The organism is Blastopirellula sp. SH421 (assembly GCF_057808535.1).
The window spans coordinates 3,498,359-3,513,801 of sequence record NZ_CM173712.1; the positions used below are offsets into that span (position 1 = coordinate 3,498,359).

General features: G+C 54.0%; 10 protein-coding genes. 3 read left to right on the top strand and 7 right to left on the bottom strand.

Going from position 1 to position 15,443, the window contains the following annotated elements; translation table 11 throughout:
- Positions 1–6 precede the first annotated feature (6 nt).
- The 7 genes from SH421x_RS14435 to SH421x_RS14465 form a co-directional block, all read right to left on the bottom strand.
- Positions 7–1,020 carry an AAA family ATPase gene (locus tag SH421x_RS14435; protein ID WP_488849934.1) on the bottom strand — a complete coding sequence of 338 codons (1,014 nt, stop codon included), beginning with the start codon at positions 1,018–1,020 and terminating at the stop codon, positions 7–9.
- Between the two features lie 78 nt (positions 1,021–1,098).
- Positions 1,099–1,932, bottom strand: coding sequence for a DUF4159 domain-containing protein (locus SH421x_RS14440; RefSeq protein ID WP_488849936.1), 834 nt, complete (start codon positions 1,930–1,932; stop codon positions 1,099–1,101).
- On the bottom strand, positions 1,929–4,535 hold the full coding sequence (locus tag SH421x_RS14445) for a tetratricopeptide repeat protein (protein WP_488849938.1): 2,607 nt from the start codon (positions 4,533–4,535) through the stop codon (positions 1,929–1,931). The genes SH421x_RS14440 and SH421x_RS14445 overlap by 4 nt, the downstream gene beginning before the upstream one ends.
- Positions 4,536–4,816: 281 nt before the next feature.
- On the bottom strand, positions 4,817–6,481 hold the full coding sequence (locus tag SH421x_RS14450) for an FGGY-family carbohydrate kinase (protein ID WP_488849940.1): 1,665 nt from the start codon (positions 6,479–6,481) through the stop codon (positions 4,817–4,819).
- Positions 6,482–6,485: 4 nt separating this feature from the next.
- A complete protein-coding gene (locus tag SH421x_RS14455; RefSeq protein ID WP_488849942.1) occupies positions 6,486–8,120 on the bottom strand; it encodes an L-fucose/L-arabinose isomerase family protein in 1,635 nt (544 codons plus the stop codon).
- Positions 8,121–8,125: 5 nt separating this feature from the next.
- On the bottom strand, positions 8,126–9,061 hold the full coding sequence (locus SH421x_RS14460; RefSeq protein ID WP_488849944.1) for a dihydrodipicolinate synthase family protein: 936 nt from the start codon (positions 9,059–9,061) through the stop codon (positions 8,126–8,128).
- 87 nt (positions 9,062–9,148) lie between these two features.
- Positions 9,149–10,675, bottom strand: coding sequence for a sodium:solute symporter family protein (locus tag SH421x_RS14465; protein WP_488849946.1), 1,527 nt, complete (start codon positions 10,673–10,675; stop codon positions 9,149–9,151).
- A 219-nt stretch (positions 10,676–10,894) separates the two neighbouring features.
- Between SH421x_RS14465 and SH421x_RS14470 the strand changes: the two genes are divergently transcribed.
- The 3 genes from SH421x_RS14470 to SH421x_RS14480 all read left to right on the top strand — a co-directional run bounded on the left by SH421x_RS14470 (position 10,895) and on the right by SH421x_RS14480 (position 14,733).
- Positions 10,895–11,671, top strand: a complete 777-nt coding sequence (locus SH421x_RS14470; protein WP_488849948.1) for a GntR family transcriptional regulator — start codon at positions 10,895–10,897, stop codon at positions 11,669–11,671.
- Between the two features lie 214 nt (positions 11,672–11,885).
- Positions 11,886–13,811 (top strand): FG-GAP repeat domain-containing protein, encoded by a 1,926-nt coding sequence (locus tag SH421x_RS14475; protein WP_488849950.1) that lies wholly within the window; start codon positions 11,886–11,888, stop codon positions 13,809–13,811.
- 262 nt (positions 13,812–14,073) lie between these two features.
- Positions 14,074–14,733, top strand: coding sequence for a carbonic anhydrase (locus tag SH421x_RS14480; RefSeq protein ID WP_488849952.1), 660 nt, complete (start codon positions 14,074–14,076; stop codon positions 14,731–14,733).
- Positions 14,734–15,443 lie beyond the last annotated feature (710 nt).

The window sequence follows — 15,443 nt, forward strand, 5'->3', positions numbered from 1 at the left end:
TGTTCATCAGGCCCCCGGCACGGCAATTGTTTTCAACAATCGGTCGATCACCTTCTCGACCGTAACGCCTTCTGCTTCGGCGCGATAACCGATGAGAATCCGATGTCGAAAAGTAACATGGGCCAGCGCTTTGATATCTTCTGCGGCGACATGCGGACGGCCGAGTAACAGCGCCCGCGCTTTGGCGCCCAACACCAAATATTGAGCCGCACGTAAGCCAGCGCCCCAAGTGACCCAGTCGTTGACAAAGTCAGGCGTTGATGCACGTCCCGGCCGAGAAGCGTCTGCTAGACGCACCGCGTACCGCACCAGATTTTCGGCGATCGGCACCTTCTTGACGACGCGATGAAACCGCAACACATCCTCGCCGCTAAAAAGCGAATTAATCCTCTCGCTCGCACGCGATGTGGTTTGATTGACCACGGCAACCTCATCGTCCTCCGGCAAGTAGTCCATCCAGATGTTGAACATAAAGCGATCAAGCTGCGCTTCTGGCAGCGGGTAGGTTCCTTCCATCTCAATCGGGTTCTGCGTCGCGAGCACAAAGAAGGGTTCTTCTAGCGGATAACGTACGCCGGCAGCGGTTACCTGATGCTCTTGCATCGCTTCTAACAAGGCCGCTTGCGTCTTCGGAGGCGTACGATTGATTTCGTCTGCGAGAATCACGTTTGCAAAAATCGGCCCTTTGGCGAATTGTAGTTTTCGTTTACCGTCGTGCGTCTCTTCCAAAATCTCGGTGCCGGTAATATCAGCCGGCATTAAGTCCGGAGTAAATTGAATCCGTCGAAACTGAAGATCGAAGATTTGCGAGATCGAATTGACAAGCAACGTCTTCGCCAAACCAGGAGCCCCGGTAATCAAGCAATGTCCGCCTGCAAATAAGCAAAGCAAGAGTTGGTCAATTACTTCCTGTTGCCCAATCACGGCTTTCGACAATTCTTTTAGGATGCGCTCACGGCCGACTCGGATCTGCTCGACTGTCTGTTGCTCGGCGGCGTAATCTTCAGTCTCGATACTCACGATGATTGGACTTTCTCGCGGATGTCAGGGGAGGTGAATCGCGTGCGACTGCGGCAAAGCGAGCCAGGCAATACAAACTTAGTGCGTCATCGCGTAAGTAATGATGTTTATCCCCAGGGGATATGCAAAACGCTCTGAGTATTCTTTGAAGTAAGTTGGATCGACTCCTTCCTCTTCCCAGCCGTCCCCCAGATCGGTGTTATGACAGATGATCGCCATCATCCGCCCTTGATCGTCAAAGATCCCTTTGTAATGCGCCTCTTGCGCGTCGGGGCGTTCGGTTCGTCTTCCACTCATCCAAGAGCCGATGCTGATGATCATCGGTTTTTCCTGCAGGTCATAGACGAGATGAAACACATCATGCTCTAGCGGCAGCTCTTCGGGCTCTCGATCGGGAAATACTCGCTTAATGTTCTGATAGAAATTGTCCCATTCTTGCTCACCCCAAAAGTCATCCACCATCAGAAACCCACCGTTGAGCAAGTAGCGGCGCAAACCTTGGACTTCGTCGTCGGACAACATCATGTCCCCCGGCTCGACTAAGTAAAGAAAGGGATAGTCCGAGAGCGATTCGTCGGTCAGCTCCACAATCACGCTTTCGGGGTGGACTTCGATCGATGTTAGTTCTCGCAGGCGATGCGGCAGATTCAAATCGCTTTCCGGAAAATCGACCGCCCATTTGTCGCGCCAGCCATAAGAGTTGTATTTCACACGCGCGAAGCGAAACGCGTCATGCTGAAAATGCTTGTCGATATCCCAGTCATTTTTCGCTCCGGTCTGCGGCACACTGCCGCGATATCCTCGCCGGCCGCCAAATTGTCCAGGCCCAAACTGAGCAAAGACGACTCCGCTGATGATCACAATGACCGCCACCACCATGCCAGACCGGACCCATGTTTGTTTCAAGATCATTCGACCTCTTCCGTAAGTTCAGGATCTGAGCTGGGTGTGGCTTCATTGGACTCCAGCAAATCAAGCAGCAATAGATGCGCCTCGCGATAGCGTGGAGCTTCTGCGAGCGCCAACAAAACTTGCTTGCGAGCTTCTTCGGGACGTCCAGCTTGCTTTAACAATCGTGCGGCGCGAAAATGTACATCGGCAGGATCAATCGGATTCATCAACGATAGCGCCTGCAAGCCAGCGATCGCAGCGTCCTGATCGCCAGCACGTTCTCCGGCCAGCGCCAGCAGACGATGCGGCTCTGGGGTCAGTGGGTTCACCGCGAGAATTTGCTGGGCAGCAAAAATCACTGCGTCCCAGTTTTCTTGTTCGCTGTGCAATTCTGCCAAACGACGATAGACTACCAGACTGTCGGCGCTCAATTCGGCCAATCGATCTAACACGGCGAGCTCTTGTTGGGTGTCGCCCAGTTCTCGAGAAATCTTAGCTTTCAACGGAAGTGCGCTTCCGGCGCCAGCGTAGTCAGGCGCCAACTCAAGCAGGCGATCAACCGGCGCCTGGGCCGCTTCCCATTGTTCTTCAGCAATCAAAGCCAGCGCGTATTGCTGTAAACCTTGAAAGCTGTCAGGGTGCTGCGCGAGCCATGCTTTCCAGGTCGTCGCATCACCTTGTTTCGGCAGATCTGCTTCATCAAAATCGGCGCCGGCGGCAAATGCGCTAGCTCGCTCACGGATATATTTTTCAAATCCGGCGTCTATCGCATCAATCGGAGCCGCATGCCGCGCGATCGCGTCATTGATTTGCAAGCCTTTCCCCAGCTCGTCAAGAATCGCGCGCAGGGCGTCGATTCCAAATTGGTCAACGATAAATTCCACCACGAGCGATGATTCGTAATAGGCGAACATCAAATGCTGGGGGCTCGGGGGACGGAGAAACGCGCCGCTCAGTTGGCTAACCGGCGTCAGATCATCGCCTAAGATCATTTTACGATAGCTCGGCGACATCGATTGTCCCCACGAGCGATTTCGCAAACCTTCTTCGTATACAGAAATCCCCTCGCTCAGCCACCGCGGCATCTTGTTGTGCGTTTTGGTGAGCGTGACCACGTGACAAAATTCGTGCCAGACTACTGCCTCCCAGTTGGAAGGGGTATTTCCCTGAGAGGCTGGCGAGTTCATCGTGATGACACTGCCAAAACAGACTCCTAAAAACCCAGCGCCGCCAGGCAATCCGAACGTGCGGATTGCGAAGTCTTGTTGTCTTGGGAAAATCTCAATCGCAACCGTTTCAGGCAGTTCAACATTGTACTTTTCACCCAGCACGCGTTTTGCTTCACGCAGTAGTTCTAGCACGCGCGGACCGTAGATTTCGGCTTCTTTTGCATCCATGCGGACCACAAAACCATCGCTGATTAACGTGCGGTACTTCGACATATGCTCGTGCAGCGTCGAGAGGTTATGAGCAACAACGTTATAGTTGTCGGCGTCAAAGACTTCCTCGGCTAGTTTCCAACCTGCTTCTTCGTTACCGAGCCGCAAAAGATCGTTTGCTAACTCCATCTTGGCCGGCAAGTAGGTTGGATCAAATTTCAACGACTTGCGCTGAGCGGCGGCGGCTTCGGCGAAACGATATTTTTGCCCCAGATACTTCCCAATCAGATAGTCCACTTCAGGATTGTCGGTCCAATGTTTAAGTGCTTGCGCGCGAGCTTCTGATTCTTGATCGGCGTCGCTGCTTAAATGAGCCAAGACAGAGCGAATCGCCCATGCTTTGGGCTCGGCCGGATTGATCAGCAGCACTTGTTTCAGTACTTTTTCAGTCTCGTCGTAACGTTCGGCCTGCAAATGTTCTTCTGCCGCAAAGAGCAAGCTGGGAATGTGACGCGGATTGATCTCAAGCGCTTGATGAAGATACTGCTGCGCCTTTTCAGAATCGCTGGGTTCAAAAGCTCGCGCCAAGCCATAGAGGATGCGCGGATTCTCGTTGTCGATCTTCAAGGCGCTCTGAAAATCTTCGGCGGCGAGTGCAAAGTCACTTTTGGCAAGCGCTAATTCGCCGGCGGCGATGTAAGCGCCTGCATAGCTGGGAGCCCGTTGCTGAATTTGCTTGAACAGATTGACCCGAATCTGCTTCGGGTCGGCGCCAATTTCTAAGAAGAATTGCCCGACGATCACCATATCCTCTGGCGAGCGATATCGTCCACTCAAGCGTTCGACTTCAGCGGCGATTTCGGCAAGCACCTCTTTGGCCTTCGCCGATTCTCCGTTAAAACGACGTACGTCGCGCTCGGCCCAACGTAAGCGAATGCTGTAGGTGTTGACCTTCTTCGCCTCTTCTAGCGATTTTAGCGCGTCGTCGTAACGCCCCAGGATCATTTCGCTTTCGATCTTCAGCAGGCGCCAATCTTCCGAATAGGTCCCGTCGGCGATCACTTGGCTGGCAGCAGCGATGCACTCAGCATATTGCCCGGTGCGAAACAGCTCTTTGCCTTCTGACAAGGTTTCCGCAGCACAGGGAGAAGAGACTCGTAAGAGCCCCACCACCGCGATCACCAAGCCAAACGAGCGGATTAACAGCTTGAGCTTCCTCGTCTGACGACTGCACAACGTATCCAAACTCGGCTCCTTCGCGAACTTCTGGACCAACCGCGGCGTTCAAGCCATTGTAGAAGGCCTGAGTCGCAATAGACAAGAATTATCCGCCCATAACTCCGCGGGTTCGCCGATAAATCAGCAGCAAGATCCAAAGATCCTCATCCGATAGAAGGGAAATTGGTTTCATAGAACCGAGGATGCAGGGAACTGCTGTTCCTATAAATTGGTGAGAACGCCGTAGAACGGGTAACTTCGTTAGCGACTTCACAGAAAAAAATGCGGGGGTGACGCGATCTGTAACCTTAGTCGGACTCAATTGCTTGCATCCGTTGCCGATAGGCTAGCTGGTCCGCATGCATCCGTAGAAACACGTCGTACTTGGCCCGATGATAGGCGGCGGTTGCTCCGGAAGTTGGTTGCAAGACTTGGCTGGTCCCGCTCATCGCGGCCATCGCAGCTAACAGATCAGAGTATTCGCCAGCCGCGACTGCTCCTAACATTGCACTTCCCAGCAAGACCGACTCCGGTTCGCGCGGCAGCACAATTTGACAGCCGGTGATATCGGAATGCTCGCGGAGAAAGATCGGATTTTTGACGCCGCCGCCGCACGCAAAGATCGTATCGATGCGATAGCCTGAGCGGTTCATCTCTTCGATGATATGCCTAGTTCCATAGGCGATCGCTTGAATCACGGCCAGATACAACCGAGCCAGGTCATCCAGCGAAGCCGACATCGAAAGCCCCGACAGCATTCCACGCAGCGTAGGATCGGCCCAAGGAGATCGATTTCCGTGGAAATATGGGCAAACGTGCAAGTCGCGCGTCAGTGAACCAGGTGCATCTTGACCTTCGGCGAGTAACTCTAAACGATGGTTGAGAATCTCGTAGACAGTCTGCCCAGATCGCTTCGCCAATTGCTCAAGCTCGGCCGTTGCACCGTGATTATGTATCACAAAGTCGATCAGCGCCCCGGTTGCCGACTGGCCTCCCTCGGTCAGCCACAGACCGGGAATCATCGCCGAATAATAGGGTCCCCAAATGCCTGGGATAAATCGAGCTTCCGACGAGACCGCCATATGGCAGCTAGAAGTCCCGCCGATCAACGCCAACCGTCGATCGAGCTGAATCGAGTTCGACGCATCCTCATTCAAGGGTGCGCCGATCATTCCGACGCCGCCAGCGTGGGCGTCAATGATCGAAACACCGACGGCTACTCCCGGCCGAACTCCCAGTTCAATGGCGGCCTTAGACGTAACTCCTTGGCCAATTGCTTCCCCCATCGGTCGAATTTTTTGGCCGATTCGCTCAAATTTCTCGTCGGCAAGATCATCCAAACCGATCGCACGAAAGTAAGATTCATCCCAGCGGCCTGTTTGATCGGTCCCCTGCACCAGATAGGTCCATTTGCAAACGGTGCTGCACAGCGAACGGGTTTCGTCTCCGGTCGCGCGGTAGGTTAGATAGTCTGGCAGATCGAAAAACTTCTTGGCACGCCGCCAACTCTGCGGCAGATTTTCTTTCAACCACAATAATTTTGGCGTTTCCATCTCTGGCGAGATAACGTCGCCGACAAACTTAAGCACCTCATGGCTACCGGCGTTGATGCGATGGGCTTGACCGGCGGCGCGATGATCCATCCAGACGATGACGTTTTGATCGTCATCCCCGTCCATGCTGACAGTTACTGGGCGCCCTTCACTGTCAGTCACCACCAACGAACAGGTCGCATCAAAACCGATTCCGCGAATCTTTGCCGCATCGATCTGCGCCTCGACAATCGCTTGCTTCACACTGTGGCAAACGGCTTGCCAGATGTTGTTGGAGGATTGTTGAACGAAGTCAGCCTGCGGTCGATAAGTTTCGATGGCCTGAGCGGCCGATCCCTGCAAGTTTCCCTGGCGATCAAAGACGCCGGCGCGCGCACTACCGGTCCCGACATCCACACCAACAAAATAGTGGTCACCCATCGAATTAAGCTTTCCCGTTCCAGTGCGAACCATCTTTCTTGGTCCCGCACAAATTGACCTGGATCCCTAGCGAACTTGCCATCGCGGCCCGCGCCCACAGTGCTCGATCGGCGGATTCCGCATCGTTGGCATACGCAACCTGGACGTGGTTCGCCTGATGCTTGGCCATCATCTGATCGCGACTCACTCCGTAGGTGACTCCATGCATGATCGGCCAAACCGCGGTGGTTGCGTCCAACCGTCTTTGGGTTTCGGCTACCGGCAGCGCAATTGATTCTCCTCGACCGAGATCGATATGCAGCGCGTCTTCGGCGACATAAATCCGCGACCAGACAATCTCGCCGGGCCGCGAGACGCCTGACAATGTGGATCCCCCTTTGGGAAAATACATCGCTGGTTGTCGATAACCGTGACAGTGGTCCCAGCCTCCTAAATGTTCAGCCGGGGCCGAACCTGAAATTTCGAAGACCCACACATACTGGTCTGTCGTCCCCGATTCGTCCAAGCAACCCCAACGCAAATCGTGGAGCGTCGTCTCGACTGGCTCGCCCAAAGCTCGATGCAAGCGCTGAATCAGCACCGCGTCGAGCCCCGCGCATTCGTCGACTTCATTAAAATGCGGAATACTACGACCGGCGAACAATTCGCGTTGTCCAGCGGGATCTAACACCGGCGGCCGCAATGTGCTATTCAGCGTTCCTTCGACCAGGTCACTCGCCGGCGTCATATCCTTCAGACCTTGTTGGTACTGAATTCCGATTGTCTCGCAGCCAAAATGATCGGCGATACGAACCGCAGCCACGTACATGCGACATTGCTCTAGGACCTGAGCTTGAGTCAACTCTTCTACATCGTCCTCACCAAAGTGAAATTGCATCCCGTGAGCTTGATACCAGGCCAATACTTGCCGCGCTTCAACGTCAGTGACTTCTCGCATCGCAGCAACCAACGCCGATTGGCTGAGCCGTTCTTTGAAGACCCCAACCGGGTGCAAAAGATGATCCGGAATGATCGCGTTGAACATTCCCATGCAGCCTTCATCGAAAACGCCCATGATCGCCTTTTCGCGGCGCAATTGCTCGGCCAGCTTTTTCCCAAGTTCGGCCTGAGCACTTGGGATCGAGTGGGCATCGAGCGAGGTCACATGCTCCGTCGGATGCTCGCAGGAGCCGGTCTCAAGCCACTGCTTTAGGCGGGTTGTGAAATATTCGTCCGTGAAGTCGGTGCTCCACAATGTCGAATATCTAACGCCGGCTTTGGTCAACGATCCATTCAAATTCAGCATGCCGACCAGGCCGGGCCATTGCCCAGACCAATTGGCAACGGTCAAAATCGGTCCACGATGGCCAATCAACCCAGCCAAGACATGATGTGAATACTGCCAAACTGCTTCAGCGACAAGGATCGGAGCAGCGGGATCTATCGAGCGGAAGACTTCGATGCCCCTTTTTTGGCTGTCGATAAAGCCATGTTGATCCGCGGTCACTTGATGCGCTCGTTGCAGTTGATAACCCAGCTGCCCGACCGCTTTTTCTAACGATTGCTCCAATGCGAGCTGGGCCGGCCAACATTTCTGATTTGCTGACAGACGAGAATCGCCGCTGGCGACCAATTGCACGATCGGAAGAGTACCGGACATTGGTTTTAACTCTGGGATACGGGGATATTTAGTTCTGTCAGGATTTCAGCAACTTGCAATCGCTGCGGCTTGCGGAAGCTGTGGAACGGCTCAGCCATAAAGTCGTTACAGATCCCCATCAGCGACAGACAGCATTTGGTCGCTTTGATGTATTTTGAGGCATATTTGCCGATCTCGTAGATCCGTTGAAAGTCAAGAATCCGCCGGTGAAGTTCGGCCAGTTTTAAGTGATCGCCCGACCGCTGGGCTTCAAAGCAATCGACAAACAGACGCGGCGCCACGTTGGCGCCTCCGGCAACTCCGCCATCTCCACCCAGCGCAAGCGACTCTGGCAGCAGAGCTTCGGGGCCGATCATTACCGACCAATCAGGCCGGAGCTGTTTCAATTGAGTGGCCTGCTCGTAGTAGACAAGGTCTCCGCTGCTATCCTTCAACCCGACGATCCCCGGCAGATCGGTCAGCTGCTTGAGGGTATCGATCTCAAACCACACTTTGGTCAGCGAGGGCATGTTGTACAACAGCAGCGGCAAAGGCATTTCGGGAGTAATATTTCGCACATAGCTTAACAGTTCGGTTTGCCCAGCCGGAAAGTAATAGGGAGTGGTCAAGACCAGGCCTGCAGCGCCAGCGTCTGCCGCATGGTTGGCCAATGCGACCGACTCGACGAATGCAGTGTCTGTAATTCCAACTAGGATCGGAACGCGCTGCTTCGTTAAGCGACAGACCGCCGCAATCAATTCTCGCCGTAAGCGATAGCTTAAGCTGGGCGCCTCGCCGGTGCTGCCGAGGATGAATAGCCCTTGCACTCCCCCGGCAATCACATGTTCGATTAACCGCTCAAGACCAGAGTGATCAAGCTGATCACGATCGGTCAGCGGTGTGACAAGCGGCGGTACAATGCCTTCAAGTCGGTCTTGGGGAAAGCTCACGAGGTTGATCATCCTGTTGTGGTTGGCCCAAGTAGGCCGATAGGTGACCTGAATGGTTGATTTCAGGTTTAAGTCGTCTAGTTGTTCTGCCCAATCCTGCTACGAGTGATCAGCCTTGGCGACATCTTTTCGATCACGACCCAATAATGACGCAATCAGTAATCCAACGATCAGAATCGTCGACGTGCCGAAGACGATCACTAAGAAGCCGTTAAAGGGACTGACGAAATCGGCCCATGCAGCAGGCCAGAGCGAAGTACTAGAAAGAGTCATCCACAAAATAACCAATACTCCCAGTACGACGCTGAGAATGGCCGTCGGATTGCCTGCTTTCCGGCTGAGGATCCCCAGCAAAAATAGTCCCAGCATCCCGCCGCTGAAGATGCCGGCCATTTGCCACCATGCGTCCAGTACGCTTTGCACTTGCACCATGGCGATCGCCGTTCCTGTGCCAATTAGCCCCCAAACCAAGGTGCTGCTGTACAAGACGACCATCGACTCTCGTTCACTGGAGTTAGGCCGGATAAATCTGCGGTAATAGTCAGTCAGCGTTAACGTCGCGGCGCCGTTTAGGCTGGTCGAAAGGGTACTCATCGCTGCGGCAAAGATCGCGGCGACCAACAATCCCGAGACGCCGACAGGCAGTCCATCGACGATATAAAACGGAAAGACGTTATCTCCTTTGCCGGCGGCGATTTCAAGTTGCAGCGACTGCGGTAGCAGATCAGGTTGCACCTTGTAATAAGCAAACAGCGCCGTTCCAATCCATAGAAACAATAGCGAAATGGGAACGTAAATTAACGTACCTAACCAGACCGACTGGCGAGCATCTTGGTCTGATTTCGATGCGATATATCGCTGCACATAACTTTGATCGATTCCAAAGTTCTGCAAGTTGATGAACAGACCATAAATCAGCACCACCCAAAACGTCGGCTGCGACAGGCTGAGTCCCATCTCGCCGAAACTAAACTTGTCATGCGCTGTCGCGATTTCCAGCATTTGACTAGGCCCGTCAGGCATCCCCAACGGTAATAAGATAGCGCAAGCCACAGCTCCGATGGTCAATACCACACTCTGCAAGGCATCCGTCCAGATCACTCCCTCAATGCCGCCGAGTAATGTGTAAAGCGTGGTTAGCCCACCGGTGACCAAGATCAAAAGCGGAATATCCCAACCGAGCAGCTGATGCAGCGGCAACGCCAGCAGATACATCACCGACCCCATCCGCGCCACTTGAGTCAGTAGATAGCAGGTCGCGGCATAGGTCCGGGCCCAGACTCCAAACCGTTGCTCTAAATGTTCGTAGGCCGAAATCGCATTTCCTTGGCGGTAGTACGGCACAAACCAGCGTGCTGCAATCCACGCCGCGATCGGCAGCGAAAGACTGAACGCAATCGCGTTCCAATTGCTCGAAAAGGCTTTTCCTGGCAGCGCCAGAAAGCTGATGCTGCTGACGTAAGTTCCAAAGATTGAAAGTCCAACAACCCAGCCCGGCATTGAACGATTAGCCGCCATATACCCATCGGGGTTCCGGTCTTTGCGATAGAACCAAAACCCCATCCCGACCACTCCAATCAAGTAGATCACGAGCACCGCGATGTCGATGAGAGAGAACGTGTGCACAGGATACGCTCGGTGGGGCGGCAAACGACCGGGAGAAGAAAAACAGCAATTGCTGTGTGGGATACTGCTGGTATCCCATCATCTTGTAGGATACAGTTTAGAGATGCAACCCCCAGAATTTTGAATTCTGGCAACTCCGGCCCGTTGTCGAGGACCGGCCTGTTGAACGGTTGCAATTGGCGTGCAAAGAATGGCGGCGAGAACGTTACAATGACGCTCATGGAAAAGATACCTCTGCGACAACAGGCTTATCAGCACATCCAAAAGCGGATACTCTCTGGCGACTTGCCGGCAGGTAGCCAGATCTCGGAATTGGCGATGGCCAAAGAAATCGGCATGAGCCGCATGCCGATCCGCGAGGCGATTCGTCAACTTGAAGTCGAAGGCCTAGTCCGCCAGGTTCCGCGGTTTGGCACCATCGTCCATGCGCTCGATCGCGCCGAAATGGCCGAGCTTTACGAGGTTCGTGAAGCGATTGAAAGCCATGCGGCCGAAATGGTAGCCGGCCATTTAACCAGCGAGCAGGTGCAGATGCTCTCGCTACTGTGCAAAAAAATCATGCGGGTTGCGCGAGAACTGACCGAAAGCGAACCAAGGAACTTCAGCCCTGAACTGCTACAAAGTTTCTTATCGGCCGATATGGGCTTTCATTTGGTGATCCTGCAAGCAAGCGGCAACCGCCGCATGATCAAGATCATCTCTGACCTGCGAATCCTCTCGCGCATCTTTACCGCCAAGAGAGAGCCTCACGATCTAGAAATTGTGCTCTCGGTTTATCGTTACCATCGACGGATTTTGCGAGCTCTTAAAAAAGGGAGCAGCGAACTGGCACGCTACTGGATGCGCGAGCATATCCGCGCTAGTCGACGCTTGGCGCTGGATTCCTTCGATCGTCGTCAAGCGCTGGGCGAAGGCAAAAATGCGATCCCCCTGGCGCTTCCTCAAGATCTGTTGGACGAACTGAACCAGATGGATGCGCGTGAGCGATCCGTTTAGTACGCTCACGCAGTTGCTCTGAGAATCTCTAAATTACTTGTCCCTAAAAACGGTTGATAATCATCGCAGGCGCAGCTAGGCTGGGATCCCAGAGGGATATCACGGCCGGTTTGTAAAAGCTAGGCCTGAAATCGCCTTTCGTCGGTTGGGCAGGAAGCCCTGACCTATGCGCTTGGAGCCGATCCCCCCCACCTCGCCTGAAGGAGCTTGCCCTATGCTTCGTCTTATTCTTTCAGCTGCCATGCTGCATGTGATCGCGATATCGCTTCATGCGGATGAAACGAAGCAGCCAGTGAAATACAACGACCCAGGATTGCATGTCGATCTAGGCGTTGGACTCTGGGCGTGGCCAATGCCAATCGATTGGGATGGAGACGGCGATCTCGACCTGATCGTCTCGTGTCCCGACGTTCCCTTCAAAGGGACCTATCTGTTTGAGAATCCTGGCGGCAACCAAAAACTGCCGATTTTTAAGCCGCCGGTCCCTGTTGGGCCGGGGATGCAGTCGGTGCAGGTTTCGTATGTGGATGGTCAACCGCGGATCCTCTCACCGGGGACCGAGTGGATCAATTTTCTGGGTGATCGTATCGAACAAAGTAGGTCGATCTACCCCGACAAAAACATTCACCCCAGCCGCGTGCGCGCCAATCAATGGCGCTATGTTGACTACGATGCTGATGGAGCACTCGACTTGATGGTCGGCGTTGGCGATTGGGTCGAATATGGCTGGGACAATGCGTTTGACGCCAGCGGCAAATGGATGCGTGGTCCGCTGCATGGCTATGTCTATCTTGTGCGTAACGAGGGATCGACAGAGAGCCCCGCTTACGCCAAGCCGGTGATGCTAGAAGCGGCCGGCGAGCCGGTGGATGTCTTTGGAATGCCTTCGCCAAATCTGGCTGACTTTGATAATGATGGCGATCTTGATTTGATTTGTGGTGAGTTCCTCGACGGCTTTACCTACTTCGAGAATCAGGGAACGCGCAAGCAGCCGAAGTACGCCGCCGGTCGTCGGCTGATGCATGCCGGGCAACCGATCGCGATGGACTTGCAGATGATCACGCCGACCGCCATCGATTGGGATGCCGACGGAGATGTCGATTTGATTGTCGGCGACGAGGATGGCCGCGTCGCATTGGTCGAAAACTTGGGTAAATTGACGGATGGTTTGCCGCAGTTTCTGCAGCCGCAGTATTTTCAGCAAGAAGCCGAGAACCTCAAATTTGGCGCGCTGGTCACTCCGGTCAGCGTAGACTGGGATGGGGATGGGGACGAAGACCTAATTGCCGGCAACTCGGCTGGCTATGTCGGCTATTTTGAAAATCTGGACGGCGGCAATCCTCCGCGCTGGGCGGCTCCCAAGCTCCTCCAAGTGAAGGGGAAACCAATCCGCGTTCAGGCCGGCGAAAACGGTTCGATCCAAGGGCCTGCCGAAGCGAAATGGGGTTACACCACACTCAGCGTCGCGGATTGGGATCACGATGGACGAAAAGATCTGGTCGTGAACTCGATCTGGGGCCGCGTGCAATGGTATCGCAATTCCGGCGACAAAAATGACGAGCTCGAAGCGGCTCGACCGATTCAAGTCCAATGGAACGGCAAACCGCCTAAGCCAGCCTGGAATTGGTGGAATCCTCAGAACAATGAACTGGTTACTCAATGGCGCACCACGCCGCTCGTGATTGATTGGGACCAAGACGGTCTCAACGACCTGGTGAGCTTGGACCACGAAGGGTACTTGGCCTGGTATCAACGGCAACGCCAAGGGGATGAACTTGTCGTTCTGCCCGGCAAGCGCATCTTTACCAGCGCCGCAGGCGAACCATTACGCTTAAATCCTGGCGAAGCTGGCAAGAGTGGCCGTCGCAAAATTTGCTTCGCCGACTGGGATCAAGACGGTCGACTCGATCTGCTGATCAACAGCAGTAGCGTTGAGTTAATGCGAAACGTCTCAACAACTGAACATCCGTCGGCATTCGCGAAACCGCTGCAAATTTATCCGCATCGCTTAGCCGGACATACGACTAGCCCAACAACGGTGAACTGGAATCATGATACGTTCCCTGACCTGCTGATCGGAGCAGAAGACGGCCACTTCTACTACTGGGAAAACCCTGGAAAGCCCAACTCAAAAGAGTAGTCCAGAGGTGGAGCTCCGCTTCCGGACCACGTTCCAGGTAAATTTTCGCGGCCTATAAATTAAAGACACGCCGATTTCTTGGATCTCGGCCGGGCCGTCCGTTGGCAATTTGCACCGAGAAATGTGTTTGCTGGATGCCAAGCGGCCTCCTGGTTTACTTCCTGTTTTTTTCGGAGGTTCACGGTATGATGAGAGCTTGCATACAGTTGCAAGCGTGTGCAACTGTATGTACCCATCTTTTGAGGTCTCAGGGAATTCACTCGTGCAAAAACTTGTTGAGGGCGTTCGGCGGTTTCAGAAGGAACCCTTTCGTCAGAATCAGATCCTGTTTGAGTCTCTGGTAAACGGGCAAAACCCGCTTGCGCTGTTCATCACTTGTTCTGATTCACGTGTTGATCCCAACCGGCTTACCCAAACCAAACCCGGAGAATTATTTATTCAGCGAACCGCCGGAAATATTGTTCCTCCTTACGAAGCGATGCACGGGGGAGAAGCAGCGACGATCGAATATGCGATCACCGAGCTGAAGGTGTTGGACATTATCATTTGCGGACACTCTCACTGCGGCGCAATGAAGGGAGTATTGAATCCCGAGGCGCTAGAACGGATGCCGGCGGTCAAGTCTTATCTTCAATATACGCATCCAACACGAGAGATCTTGGAAGAGAACTACCGGGACATCACCGATCCGGAACGGCGTTTGAACCTAGCTATTCAAGAAAATGTGTTAGCCCAACTTGACAACCTGGCGACGCATCCCGCAGTCGCTGCGGCCTGCGACCAAGGCAAATTGAAATTGCATGGTTGGGTCTACAAATTTGAAACCGGCGAGGTCTTCGCCTATCATCCGGAGCATGGTCAGTTCGCCGCTCTCCGCGATTTTCCCCCGCCGACGAAGATCAGTAGCACAAACCTAGCTTAAAGCATGCGTGCCGAATTCGGTCCGTAGTTGCTCCCAACGCTAGTGCGTCCCCTCTCTGTAGGCAGCGTCTCAGCTGGCCTTGCCTACGCTTAAGACGCCCAGCCTGCGGGGAAAGGGCTCTAATCCCTGGCCGTGGGTATGCCAGTTTGTCAATAATGGCCGTTCAGCGATAGGCTGTATGGTCTCTCCGATGAATCAACCAGAACAATTCATCGGTTTGGCAAGACATTAAACAAGATTTAGCCGAAGCGCGCTGCGCGTTGCTGCCGCCGCTTCCCAGTGGCGAGCGTCCGCAATACGTCGACCACAAGAAACGGCAGCCCCAGTTCCGGGAAGAGGCGCCCCAGAGAACTGAGCTGATAAAAACTTTTCTGGTTAGAACGCCCGGTTCCCCCCAGGCGACCGCCTAGATCTCTGCATCAGGCGAAAAGTTCAGCGCAAAAGGTAATTGCCCCAACTTGTCAATCCAATGCACGAATGTGGATGGGATACGCGGAAATCATCGCCTGGCTCAATTATCCCCGCGAGCAGAGATGCCTTGTAACCCAGTTTATCTCGATCCGCGTGAAGTAGGGATTATCTGGCTTGTGGAGTCATGGTGGGGAGACGCTTGTCAGATCAGCACCCATCGCGATGCCCTCTCCACTCCAATAGATAACAGCTTCTAGACCACGAATGTGCCAAATGCGCATATCGTGCAGGATTCAAAT

What these genes read in the sequence shown, in the direction of transcription:
- SH421x_RS14440 (WP_488849936.1), bottom strand. Translation starts at nt 1,932, where the DNA reads ATGATCTTGAAACAAACATGGGTCCGGTCTGGCATGGTGGTGGCGGTC.
- SH421x_RS14450 (WP_488849940.1), bottom strand. Translation starts at nt 6,481, where the DNA reads ATGGGTGACCACTATTTTGTTGGTGTGGATGTCGGGACCGGTAGTGCG.
- SH421x_RS14455 (WP_488849942.1), bottom strand. Translation starts at nt 8,120, where the DNA reads ATGTCCGGTACTCTTCCGATCGTGCAATTGGTCGCCAGCGGCGATTCT.
- SH421x_RS14460 (WP_488849944.1), bottom strand. Translation starts at nt 9,061, where the DNA reads ATGATCAACCTCGTGAGCTTTCCCCAAGACCGACTTGAAGGCATTGTA.
- SH421x_RS14470 (WP_488849948.1), top strand. Translation starts at nt 10,895, where the DNA reads ATGGAAAAGATACCTCTGCGACAACAGGCTTATCAGCACATCCAAAAG.
- SH421x_RS14475 (WP_488849950.1), top strand. Translation starts at nt 11,886, where the DNA reads ATGCTTCGTCTTATTCTTTCAGCTGCCATGCTGCATGTGATCGCGATA.